This is a genomic window from Streptomyces sp. NPDC050121 (genome assembly GCF_044460385.1).
In the GTDB taxonomy this organism is placed as follows: domain Bacteria; phylum Actinomycetota; class Actinomycetes; order Streptomycetales; family Streptomycetaceae; genus Streptomyces; species Streptomyces soliscabiei.
Genome location: NZ_JBITJV010000045.1, coordinates 1 through 12,069 on the forward strand (window position 1 = coordinate 1; position 12,069 = coordinate 12,069).

A 12,069-nucleotide genomic window follows, 5' to 3' on the forward strand; every position below is an offset into this window, starting at 1 on the left:
ACCGCCACCGACAACGACTGACGAACCACCGGAGGCCGCACAGTGGCTCACGATTGAACCGTTCGAACTGGTCCCAAATTCAGCCGTTGCCGACAGGGAGGCCAATGGCTCGACATCGGCGACATTTTCCTGGTCGCAGCCGACTCCTGAGAGGCTCTGGCCGCGGTCCGCGCACAGCATGTCCGACATCGCCGTGGCCGGCCGAGCACTCCGGCCACGGCGAGAACCCTGTCCCCCGGCAGCGGTAGCAGCTGATGGATGTCGTTTCGGTTGCCGCCTCTTAGTACTGCAACGGTGTCTGTTCTGAGTGCTGGGCAGTTTTCAGGGGCTGTGGCCGCGTCGTTTGTAGTGACTGAGGCGGGCTTGGTGTTGGCGTCGTCGGCGCCATGTCGACCAATGCAGGATGTGGTCGATGGGGGTGGGGCGGCGGTCGGTGAGGCGGGTGATCAGGCGTCTGATCTCGGCGAGGCTTAGCTGGATGAGCTGGGAGGATCCGTTTCTGCTTTGTCCGTGTCCAGCTGTCGGGCCCGCAGGACGGTGAGGCAGGCGTGGGCAGCCATGGCGAGGGTCATGTGGCGGTGCCAGCCGGGATAGCGGCGGACCTGGTAGTCGTCCAGGCCGCACTCCTGCTTCGCCGTCTGGAAGCATTCCTCCACCGCCCAGCGGCTGCCCGCGATCCGGATCAGCTGATCCAGGGTGGTGTCGGCGGGACAGTAGGCGATGTAGTAGGAGATCTCCTCGGGCCGGCTGACGCTGCGGCGGGCGATGACCCAGTGCCGGCGGTCTTCGCGGTGCCAGGGCCTCACCTCGACGCGGGCCCAGTCGAAGATCCGCTGGCCATGTGCCCCCTCACCGCAGGAACGACGCTTCCACTTCTGCCGTGGCAGGCCGGGAAACAGGTCATGGACGGGGTGATCGATGGACCAGCGGGTGACGACGGTGTCGTGCCGGGTCGTGGCCATGACGTGGAAGACATCGGCCTGCTCCAGCTCGAACCGCCAGCCCTTGCTGAAGCCGTAGGCGGCATCCGCTGTCACCCACCGAAACGGGATCCGGTCCGCGATGGCCTTTCGGACCATCGCCTTGGCCATGACCACCTTCGTCTCGAAAGCGACCTCGTCGCCGATGCCGGCCCGGCGGCAGCGTTCCCGGTCATCCGTCCAGGACGTGGGCAGGTAGAGCCGCCGGTCGATCAGGGTGCGTCCGCGGCCGGTGGCGTAGGCGAGGAAGACGCCGATCTGGGAGTTCTCCGTGCGGCCCGCGGTGCCGGAATACTGCCGCTGCACTCCTGCCGAGCGGGTGCCCTTCTTCAGGAAGCCCGTGTCGTCGACGATGAGCACCGCCTCCCGGTCACCGAGGTTGTCGACCACGTAGCGGCGCACATCGTCGAGGACCTCGTCGGCGTTCCACTCGATCCGGTTCAACATCCTCTGGATACGGTCCGGGCCGGCATGGCCGGCCTCCTCCGCGACCGTCCAGCCGTTCTTGCGCTGCAACGGAGCGATCAGGCCCCGCATATAGGCCAGCGCCGACTGACGCGGCTCCGACCGGCTGAACCGGTGAACAAACCGCCCGTGCACCGCATCCAACTCACTCGCCCACACACGCACATCAGCAAGGTCCCCACCCATAACCACACCAACGACCGAGCTGGTCAGCAGTCACGGTAGACACCGTTGCAGTATTAGAAGTCATCTCATTTGGTGAGTCTGCGGTAGCAGATGAGGGTGCAGGCGATGCTGGTGAAGGTCAGGAAGTGGTCGGCTGTGCGTTCGTAGCGGCGGTGCAGTCGTCGGCATCCGGCGAGCCAGGACATGGTGCGTTCGATGGTCCAACGGTGGCGGCCCAGCCGCTGTGAGGTCTCGATGCCTCTGCGGGCGATGCGGTGCCGGATGCCTCGGCTGGACAACCATCGCCGCAGGTGGTTGTAGTCGTAGCCCTTGTCGGCGTGAAGTTTGTGGGGCCTGCGTCGCCGGCGTCCACGCCGGGAGCGGATCGGCGGTATGCCCTTCACCAGGGGGATCAGTGCCTGGCTGTCGTGCGTGTTGGCGCCCGAGATGCCGACGGACAGGGGTAATCCGGTCCGCTCCGTGATCATGTGGATCTTTGACCCGTGCTTGCCCCGGTCTACAGGATTCGGGCCTGTCAGCTCCCCCTTTTCAGGGCCCGCATGTTGACCGAGTCGATCGCGCACCGGGACCAGTCCAGCTCGCCGCGGGAGCCGAGCTCATCGAGGACCAGGCGGTGGAGTTTGGCCCATACTCGGGCCTTCGTCCACTCGGTGAAACGCCGGTGAGCCGTCGCGCCCGACGGGCCGAACGACGCGGTCGGCAACTGCTGCCACGTGCAGCCCGAGGTCGCCACGAAGACGATCGCGGCCAGCACTTCGCGGTCACCGTGCCGACGCCGACCCCCGCCTTGAGGCCGCGACGGCGCCTCCGGAACCACCCGCTGGAACAGCTCCCACAACTCATCCGGCACCAGCCGCTCAACGATCCTCGTCACCACCGGCAGCCTACCCAGCCAAATGAGATGATGTCTTAGGTGCGGCGGGGCCGCGCTTCTGGGCATCCTGAACGGGAGCAAGGCCAGGCCCGTGAGATCACGCCAGTTCTGCGAGGTTGTGCAGGTCGTCGCGGACGAGGCGGTCGCGTTCGGGCGCATCCAGCCAACGTGCGTGGGAGCCGCAGTGGTCCTTTTCGACCCACAGCACGTCGTGCACCGTCTCGGCGACCGGGCGTAGGTGGCTGATGACGGCCAGCAGTGTGTCGGTGCCGACGTGTGCGCGCAGGACCTGCAGGGCGCTGTCGAGGGAAGCGCTGTCCAGGGTGCCGAAGCCTTCGTCGAGGAAGAGGCTTTCCATGCGGGTGCCGCTTCGCCCGTGCATCTCCACCAGCGAGAGGGAGAGGGCGAGCGATGCTTGGAAGGTTTCCCCGCCGGAGAGGGTACGCGAACTGCGACGGGCGTGGCTGGTGAGGCTGACGATGTCGAAGTCGTCGGCGAAGCCCAGCCGTCCCCCGGAGAGCTGCTGCAGCAGTTCACTACCGTGCGCGAGCAGGGCACGGGTGCGCAGGTCGGTGAGGTGGCCGAGGAACTTCCCGTTCGTCATGTGGGTGCTCACGGCCTGCCACGCAGCCAGTTGGCGCTCGCCTGCGGCCAGTGCATCTGCCAGCCGTTCCTTGTGGGGGATCTGGGACTCGGCTTTCTCCGCGTCGCTGAGGGCGCGTTCGGCTTCGCCTCGCAGGGTGCCGGCTTGCATGCTCAGGCCGTCCAGGAGGGTGGGGTCCAGAGCATCCGTCTCCTCGGGCATCTGCAGCATCGTGGTGTTGGGGTAGGCGACCGCCACCTCCTGGGCATGCGCAGAAAGCCGCGTGGTCAGCTCCGCCATGGCGGCGCGGGCTGCTGTGTCGTGTTCGTCCAGTGCCGCCAGCAGCCGTGTGCCGGCGCTTTCCAGGGCCGCGGCGTACTCCTTTGCAGCAGCAGGGTCGCTGGCCATGGCCGGGGGAGGCAGTGCGGGGCGCGCGGACTCCTCGACCAGGGCTGCTGCGCTGCTGGCGCTGTCCGCCCAGCGCTGCAGCCGTACTTCGAGTTGATGCAGAGGGTCAGTGACCTCCCGCTGCTGGCGTCGGGACAGTTCGCTCTGCTCGACAAGCAATTCCTGTGCACGTGTGCGCAGTTGGGTCTGCCGTCCGGCCAGTTCCTGCTGGCGGCCCTGGTCGAGACGCACTGCCTCGGCTGCGGACGCCAGCTGGTCGGCGGTGGGCAGCTGCGGAGGCCCGGGCAGCTCGGTCTGTACGGGTTCAGGCAAGGCGGACAGGCTTGCCAACAGACTGTGCTGCTCGTTCTTGAGGTGCTCGCTCCGTTTTCCGGCCTGCTCGCGGGCCTTGCCTGAGCCCCGTGTGGCTTTCTCCAGTTCCCTGCGGTCCGCGCCCAGTTGGGCTTCTGCCCGTGCCAGTGCACCCCTGCCGGTGTTGGCCGCTTCCTGCAGCTGAACGACGCGGCCGCGGGCGGCCTGTAGGAGGTCACCGGTCAAGGTCTCCCGTTCGGCGGCAGTTGGCGGTGCACCTTCGGCCAAGCGGGCCAGGGCTGCCGCGGCCACGGTCTCCAACTCCTTGGCGAACGCTGCCGGTTGAGGATGGTTGGTGCGCGAGGCGAGTTGCAGGGCTTGCTCACGCACCGCAGGAAGCGCCGCTTCGAGCTGGGTGGCGGCTTCCTTGACCTGCCGCTCGTGTTCCTGCAGGGTCCGCTGAAGCCCCTCGACCTCGTGTGTGTAGCGGGAGTGTTCCTGCTCGGCGCTGCTCAGGGCGGCGGAGGCACTCTTCACTACGGCCGCGGCTTGGTCGAGGGCTTCGCGGTCCTGCGGCTGCGGCGGCTGATAGTCCTCGGGCAGCGGTCGGGCACAGACGGAGCAGCCGTCCCCGGGGCCCAGTCCCTCGCCGGCGGTGTGTGCCGCCTCCTGACGCCGGATGTTGTCCAACACGCCCTGCGCCCCGACCGCTGCGGCCCGTGCCTTCTCCGGGTCACTGCTGGGAGGATCCTGCAGGAGGGCATTGAGCTTGTTCCTGGTGGTGGTGCGGCTGGCGCGCTGGCCGGCCAGTACGCCAGCTGCTTCGCCGGAGTGTCGTACGGCGGTCGTCAGCGCTTGCAGTACCTGGTCGGCAGCAGTGGCATCCTCGTCCGCGTCCTGCGCCTGTGCACTCAGTTCGGCGACGTGGGTCTCGGCGTTCTTCAGCTCGTCGGCTTGCCGGGCCAGGGCCTCTTCCTCGGTCGTGAGCTCGGCTAGGAGCTGGGCGTGTTCTGCCTGTTCCTGCGCGAGGGTGTTGAGCCGGCCGGGCATGTCCTTGAGAACCTGGGCTGCTGCTGCCAGGACGTCGGGAGTCAGTCCTGCTTCGACGGCCTTCTCCTGCTCGGCAGTGACAGCCGTGAGGCCGTCCTGGACGGCGGTCTCGGCCGCGGCGTTGGCTTCCCGCAGTTGCTGCAGTTCTTCCTGGGTTTGTCGGACAGCGGCCGTGATGCGGTCGTAGTCGGTCACGCGCCGCTCGGTGAGTTCGGCGGCGGCCTTCGCGCTGAGGCGGGCGTGCTGCGATGCCTGTGTGGCCTTGGTCTGCAGCCGGCGCAGTTCGGCCAGCCGGTCGTCGAGGTCTGTGGCGCCCCGGCAGGCTTGTTCGTGCCGATGGCGGTCCGCCTGGGCCTGAGAACCCGGGTCGTCAGGCAGCCGGGCGTCTTCCTGCCGTGCCTGGCTGATGAGTTCCTTGATCCGGCTGACGGCTTCGTCGGCGAGCTGGCGTACTCGCTGCAGCTCGTCGACACCGAAGAGTGACTTCAGGATGCGGGTACGGTCGGCGTCACCCGCGTTGAGCAGATCGCCGAAGCGTCCTTGCGGCACCAGGACGGAGGACTTGAAGGTGATGTAGTCGATTCCCAGGAGTTCGCGGACGGCTGCGTCGACGGCGCGTGTGCCGTCGGTGTGCTTGCCGTTCGGGTCCGTCAGCCGTGCCTGGGTTCCGCGGGTGGCGTGGAAGACGCGGTGCGCCCGCCATTCCCGGCCGTCCACGCGGAACACGAGGTCCACGCTCATGGCCTGGCAGTCGTCGGAGCGCAGCTGGGCAGCCTGGTCGGTGAAGGAGCATCTGCCGTACAGGGCGACGGCGATGGCTTCCAGGATGCTGGTCTTGCCTGCGCCGGTGTCACCGAGGATGCCCACGAGGGTTTTGCCGGTGAAGTCGATCTCGCAGGTGCCGGGGTAGCTGCGGACCCCTGAGAAAGTCAGACGGACGATCTTCATGAGGTGGTCTCCGTACCGCCGTGTGCGGCGCTGGTCCAGGGGGTGGCGATGGCTTCGGCGAGCAGATGCTCGGCGGGGGAGAGGGGAAGACCGGAGTCCGGTGTGTTCAGCAGCTCTGCGAAGGCGGCCACGACCTCGTCGGCGTGCTGCCCGGGGGTGCCGGGATCGGCGAGGTAAGCGCTGAATGCTGCGGTGACGTCGAGTTGCCCGTCGTCGGCCGCGTCGGCGCCCGACAGGACGGTGGCACGGGTGGCCGCGCACTCTTCCTCGAAGTCCACCAGTACGGCGTCTGGTACCAGGTCGGCGATCCGCTCTCCGAGCCGGGGGACGGGCTCGTCGGTGCGGATGACTGCCTTGAGGTAGACGCCGGTGTACTGGGCGGCAGCGGCGCCGAGTTCCTCCAGGGTGCCGTCGAAGCGGGCCAGGCGCCGTCCGGAGTGCAGCGTGTGCGGGGTGATGAGCGTGCGCCGGCCTGGGGCCGCGTCGACGACGGTGACGCTCTTGGTCTCCTCGCTCTCACCGAAGTCCATCTGCAGTGGACTGCCGGCATAGCGGGCGGGCAGACGCCCGCTGCCGACGGGCTGGGGTTTGTGGATGTGCCCCAGGGCGCAGTAGGCGACCTGCGGCAGGGCGTCCGCGGCGGTGGCATACGGCTCGCGTGCCTCCCACATCCGCTCGCTGTAGGAGGGCACGGCGCTGGCCACGTACTGGTGGGCGGTGAACAGCAGCACGTCGCGGCCGGGGTCGTAACCGTCGAGCAGCCGGGCGAGCAGAGCGTCCTGCAGTTCGCGCAGGCCAGCTGCGTAGGCGCCCTCGGTGGTCCCGAAGCCGGGGAAAAGATGCAGGTAGCGGTTGGGGTGCACGTAGGGCAGGGCCGCCAGGCGGATGCGCTCGTGTCTGTCGCGGCTGTCGAAGTCGAGCACGGTGCCCGGTTCCGTGTCGCCCCGGCTGTGCACGAAGTGCAGGCGGCCCTGGTCGGCGTCGGGCCGCAGCGTGCACACGTAGGCCAGCAGGTCGAAGAGCTCGGGGGAGTCGTGGTTGCCGCCCAGCACCACGGTGGGCGCGATGCGCGCGAGGCTGTCGAGGCAGCGCATCGCGCGCAGGATGTCCTTGTGGGCAGGCCGGTAGGTGTCGAACAGGTCGCCGCTGTGCACGATCAGATCCGGCTGCACGGACTCCGCTATGGCGATGATCTCGGCGAGGACGGCGTCGAACTCCTCGTCCCGGGAGCGGCGCCCCAGGGTACGGCCCAGATGCCAGTCGGATGTGTGCAGGGCTTTCATGAACGGCTCTCCTCGGTGATGGCAGGACTGCCCGATGCCCACTGCGCAGCGGCAGTTGGCGAAGTGCCGACGACTCTACAGCAGTAATCACAGGAGAAAACTGGAAAACCTTGGAATGCGGTAGAGTGGTGGTCATGCACGAGCATCTGGACGCACTCGAACAACGCATGCATCAGCTGCAGCAGGCCATGCGGCGTGCCCAACTGGCCCGTGACAGTGACCAGGTCAAACAGCTCCGTGACGATCTGCGGCGTACCCAGCGCGCCTGGGACGCCCTCTTCGCACAGGCCGAAGAAGGCGAGGAGAGCAACGCTTTTGACGGCGGCGAGAACGGAACTCCGGCGCAGAAGACTCCCGCAGAGCCGCAAACCCTGCTGCCCGCACGCGAACAGGTCCACCAGGTCCTGACCCTGCTCGCCGTGCCCGCCGCCCCCAAGCTCATCAGCACCGTCCATGAAGCCTTCTTCGCCGGCGGACTGGCCCCCTCCCGGCTGACCAGCCTGCGCCGTGACGAAGAACGCTCCTACCGCAGTGCCCCCGGCGCCCGCCCCTACTACCTGTGCCCGGCGCTCACCTCCGACCTGCTCTCACCCGCGCGCGGCCTGCTCACCGTCAGCACCTGGTCCTTGGAACAGCGCATCGTCGGCCCGCTCAGCGCCCGCGTCCACTTCCTCACCAGCGCCATGAACATCGCGGACGCCGCCGAACGCCTCGACACGGCCACCCTGCCGCTGCCCGTCCGTCAACTCCTCGTGCGCTACGCCCAGAACATCCCCGGAGCCCAGCCCCCCATAACGCACTCCGGCCCGGCCGGAGCACCCCTCGACCTGGCCCTGCTGCGCCGCGCCGCCGAGGACGAACTCACCCTCCACACCGCCAGCGACACCACCACCCGCACCCAGGCCGCCGCCCGGGCCCGCAGCCAACTCGACGCTGCGGCACTGCTGTTCGGAGGATCCTTCCAGTCCGCCCGCGGCCTGCGCTCCGTCCCCTGACCGCCTGCGCCCTGTCCCCGCAAGGAAGATCTGTGAGTCAGCTCAACGACCGGCTCGCCGCGCTGCGCGGCCCCGCCCCCGCCAAAGGGCACGACGCCCGCACCCTCGCGGCCCTGACCGCCAACCCCGGCTGCAACCGCCGGGCCCTGCTCGACGCCGCCGGTATCGACAAGGACGCCATCGCCGTCCATCTGGGCAAACCCCGCCCGCTCGCCAAGTCCTCCCTCGCTCTCAGGAGCGGAGCCACCTTCGAACAGCAGGTCAAGGCCGACGGCTGCGCCGAACTGCTGCGCCTGCTGCGTGACGTCCTGAATCTGCCGCTGCCCGAAGCCGCCCACACCGACCTCGCGGTGGTCGGCACCCAGGACGCCTCCCCCCAGGTGCGCTACATCCACACCCGCAATGCTGTTCTGGAAGCGCTCCGTTCCCCGAACCCCGCCCGCACACTGCTGGACCACCCCATCCTGCAGCTGACCGTCGGCGGCCACCCGGTCTACCTCGAGCCCGACGTCGTTGCCTTCCAGATCGACGGCGTCTTCCACATCATCGAGATCAAGTCCTTCGCCGTCGTGGACCAGCAGGCGAGCGGAACGAAAGTGGCCGCCGCCGTCACCCAGGCCGCCGCCTACGTCCTCGCCTTGCGCGAACTCCTTGCAAAAGAAGGCATCGACGGCGACAGAGTCTCCCACGACGTCATCCTCGTCACGCCCCGCAACTTCACCCGCCGCCCCACCGCCAGCGTGGTCGATGCCCGCAAGAAGATCGCCGCCCTTACCCGGCAACTCAACCGGCTCACCCGCGTCGAGCCGCTCCTCGACGCGCTGCCGGCCCGCATCACGTTCGACCTCGTCCTCGATCAGGACAAGCGGCCCACCCGCGACCCCAAAGAACTCACCGCCGCCCTGCAAGCCACCACCACCCGTTACACCCCTGCCTGCCGTCACTTCTGCGACCTGGCCTACGTCTGCCGAGGCGAAGCCCGCGATGACGGATCGATCGACGTCCTGGGCAACGACATCAGCGACGACCTCGGCGGTATCGACCACATCGGCACCGCCCTGCGCCTCGCCGACGGCACCCGCACCCCCGCCGCCGACCAGGCCGACCTGGCCGCTGCCCTCCGGCACGCCCACGCCGTCCGCACCCAACTGCGGGAGTCCGCATGAGCCGACTGTCCACCCTGCTGCGCCTTGAGGCAGCCGAGACCGAAACAGTGCAGGACGCCAGCATGGTCGGCCACTTCCACCTTGCCGAGCAGCCACTGATCTTCCTGCCGCTCAACCGCTCCGGTACCGAAGCGACCTTGCTGGCCGTCATGTTCGGCAACGAACCGGGCCGCCCCCAGCTTCTGGTCGCACCGCCCCACGGGCGACCCACCGCGTTCCTGGAAGAACTGGCCGGCCAGATCCTCACCTACATCGAAGGCTTCAAGAACACCGAACACCTGCCCGCGAAAGGCAAGAAGCCTGGCCGCGAGCGTCACACCCACGCCCCCCAACTCCTCGTCGCCAACCGCAGATCCCTTCCCTACATCGGGCGGCTGGGCCGCTCCCTGCGCTTCACCGACCCGCCCGAAGGCAGCGACCCCGCCCGCAGCGTCGGCCGCCTCGGCCAGTGGCTCACCTTCTTCGCCGACCACGCCGAACACCCCGGCTCCGCCCTCCTGCTAGCCCTGACCGATCTGCTGACCACCCGCTGGATCACAGGCCAGAGCCGCCTGGAGGACGAGCATCTTGCCGCCCTCCTGGCCTGGATCGACCCGCCCCCCGGCACCACAGGCCTGCGCGCCGCCCTCGATGCCGAAAACCCCCAAGTCCCCGGCCCCGACGGCCAACTGCACCGGCCCGCCGGCCCGGCCACCGACCCCTCCTTCGACAGCCTCGAGCTCGACCCCCTGCTGACGGCCTACGACAACGCCGCCAAAGAAGGCAACACCGCCGCGATGATGAGGCTCACCGACCGGCTGCACACCCTCCTGCACAACTACCTCAAGCCCACCTGGGACGACGCCTGGCATGCCCTCGGCCTGCTGCACAACCTGCCCCAGACGCACGACGCGCAGCGCCGCTGGGCCGCCGACCGCGACCGCTTCACCGCCTACACCACCTACCTTGCGGCCGACGGACGCCCCCAGCCCATCAAGGACGATCCCGTCTCCGCCGCCCGCCGGCTCGCCCGCATGGAACTGGCCCAAGGAGCCTTCGACGCCCACCGCGCTTTGGAGGACCCCTACTTCATGGCCGAGCGGCGCACCACCGGAGAAGCCGTCGCCGGCACCGTCACCGAGGTCGACGCCCACCACACCGTCCCCGGCGCTCGAAGCCCCAAACTGCGCCCCCGCCTGACCCTGCACACCACCGACCCGGTACGCCTGGACATAGGCCATCTGCTCGCCGGACCCCACAACCCGCGCGTGCACATGGCCGTGCGTGCCATCACTCCTCACGGCCAGGGCACAGACCTCCTGCTCGAGGTGATGACACTCACCGGCACCGTGAACAAGCCCAGGACCAACTCCGTCCCCGCCGTCGGTGACGCGCTCGAGCTGACCTTCGCCCCCGAGTTCTTCAGCCGGCCCCCGTTCCCCAGCCGGGAGGACACTCCCTGGACCCACGGCGGCCCCCAGCACAACCACCCAGCCGCCGTTCTGGAGGAGACTGAGGAGACCCAGCCGTGACCGACCCGATCCCGCCCGTGGAACTGGCCGACCAAGCGGTCACCGCCGTCCTGAGCGCACTGACCGGCACCACCACGCGGCCCCTCGTCGTCGACTCGCCCCCCGGCGCAGGGAAATCGACCCTGGTCGTGCGCGCAGCCCGTGCCCTTGCCGGCGCCGGCGAACAGTGCATCATCATCGCCCAGACCAACCACCAGGTCGACGACCTCCTGGTCAGCCTCGCCGATCCAGAAGCGCCCCGGCTGCGCCTGGGGCGCCTCGCCGGGCACAACTACGAGGCACCCGAAGAAGTCCTGGCCCTGACGGACACCATCGTCAGCAAAGACATCAAAGACGTCCTCGCCTGCGACGTGATCATCGCAACCGCCATGAAATGGGCGTACGTAGACGGGCACCGCTGGAAGTGGGCCATCATCGACGAGGCCTACCAGATGCGCTCCGACGCCCTCCTGCTGATCGCCAAGCTCTTCGACCGGGCTCTCCTCGTCGGCGACCCCGGACAGCTCGACCCGTTCTCCATCGTCAGCACCCCCCGGTGGACCGGGCTGCCCCACGACCCCCTCAACAACGCCGTCACCGTCCTGACGAACCACAACGACACCAGCACCCACACCCTGCCCGTCTCCTGGCGGCTTCCCGCTTCAGCAGCCGGCATCGTCTCCCGGGCCTTCTACCCCTTCACTCCCTTCCAGCCCGCTACGGCCCCAGCCACCCGCGCCCTCGCCTTCACCATCAACGCCTTGCCCAACCCCTTCGACCCAACTGTCGAGGAAGCCGCACGCACCGGCTGGGCCCTGCACGAACTCCCGCCCCGCCACACCGCCCGCATCGACGCCGAGGCCGCCCACGCCACCGTCGCCCTGGCCTCCCGCGTCCTGGAACGCGGAATCGAGGCCATCTGCGAGAAATACCCCATGGGCCGGCGCCTTAGGCCCGCCGACATCGCCATCGGCACCGCTCACCGGGAACAGGCCCGTCACATCCAGCAACTCCTCAACCGCAACCCTCACGCCCGAGGAGTGCGTGCCGACACCGCCAACCGCCTGCAGGGCCGCGAGTTCGCCGTCACCATCGTGCTGCACCCCCTCTCCGGCCGCCGCGACGCCTCCGCCTTCCACCTCGAAGCCGGCCGCCTGTGCGTGCTGGCCTCACGCCACCGTCACGCCTGCATCATGGTCGCCCGCGCTGGCATCGCCGACCTCCTCGACCGCTACCCCTCCAATGAGCCCGTCGCCCTCGGCGTCCCCGCCAAGTTCCCCGACGGCTGGGAAGCCCACCAGCACGTCCTCGACCACCTCTCCCAGCACCGCGTCCCCGCCGCCTGACCAC

At 68.8% G+C, this 12,069-nt stretch carries 8 protein-coding genes; 4 read left to right on the forward strand and 4 right to left on the reverse strand.

Features of this window, described 5'->3' with window-relative positions; translation table 11 throughout:
- Positions 1 to 470: 470 nt before the first annotated feature.
- The 4 genes from ACIBTS_RS41660 to ACIBTS_RS41675 all read right to left on the reverse strand — a co-directional run bounded on the left by ACIBTS_RS41660 (position 471) and on the right by ACIBTS_RS41675 (position 7,068).
- Complete coding sequence (locus tag ACIBTS_RS41660; RefSeq protein ID WP_399326099.1) at positions 471 to 1,631, reverse strand: IS701 family transposase; 1,161 nt, start codon at positions 1,629 to 1,631, stop codon at positions 471 to 473.
- 65 nt (positions 1,632 to 1,696) lie between these two features.
- A protein-coding gene (locus ACIBTS_RS41665; RefSeq protein WP_399326163.1) for an IS5 family transposase occupies positions 1,697 to 2,496 on the reverse strand; the annotation gives its coding sequence in 2 pieces (ribosomal slippage) (positions 1,697 to 2,158 and positions 2,161 to 2,496; 798 coding nt in all).
- A gap of 106 nt (positions 2,497 to 2,602) precedes the next feature.
- A complete protein-coding gene (locus tag ACIBTS_RS41670) occupies positions 2,603 to 5,785 on the reverse strand; it encodes an AAA family ATPase (RefSeq protein WP_399326101.1) in 3,183 nt (1,060 codons plus the stop codon).
- Positions 5,782 to 7,068 (reverse strand): exonuclease SbcCD subunit D, encoded by a 1,287-nt coding sequence (locus ACIBTS_RS41675; RefSeq protein WP_399326103.1) that lies wholly within the window; start codon positions 7,066 to 7,068, stop codon positions 5,782 to 5,784. Before ACIBTS_RS41675 ends, ACIBTS_RS41670 begins: the two co-directional genes overlap by 4 nt.
- A 134-nt stretch (positions 7,069 to 7,202) precedes the next feature.
- On the opposite strand from ACIBTS_RS41675, the gene ACIBTS_RS41680 reads away from it, so the two are divergent.
- The 4 genes from ACIBTS_RS41680 to ACIBTS_RS41695 are packed head-to-tail and all read left to right on the forward strand — an operon-like array spanning position 7,203 to position 12,065.
- Positions 7,203 to 8,063, forward strand: coding sequence for a hypothetical protein (locus ACIBTS_RS41680; RefSeq protein ID WP_399326105.1), 861 nt, complete (start codon positions 7,203 to 7,205; stop codon positions 8,061 to 8,063).
- 32 nt (positions 8,064 to 8,095) lie between these two features.
- Positions 8,096 to 9,229 (forward strand): hypothetical protein, encoded by a 1,134-nt coding sequence (locus ACIBTS_RS41685; protein ID WP_399326107.1) that lies wholly within the window; start codon positions 8,096 to 8,098, stop codon positions 9,227 to 9,229.
- Complete coding sequence (locus ACIBTS_RS41690; protein WP_399326109.1) at positions 9,226 to 10,740, forward strand: hypothetical protein; 1,515 nt, start codon at positions 9,226 to 9,228, stop codon at positions 10,738 to 10,740. Before ACIBTS_RS41685 ends, ACIBTS_RS41690 begins: the two co-directional genes overlap by 4 nt.
- Positions 10,737 to 12,065, forward strand: a complete 1,329-nt coding sequence (locus tag ACIBTS_RS41695) for an AAA domain-containing protein (protein ID WP_399326111.1) — start codon at positions 10,737 to 10,739, stop codon at positions 12,063 to 12,065. The genes ACIBTS_RS41690 and ACIBTS_RS41695 overlap by 4 nt, the downstream gene beginning before the upstream one ends.
- The last annotated feature ends 4 nt before the right edge of the window (positions 12,066 to 12,069 follow it).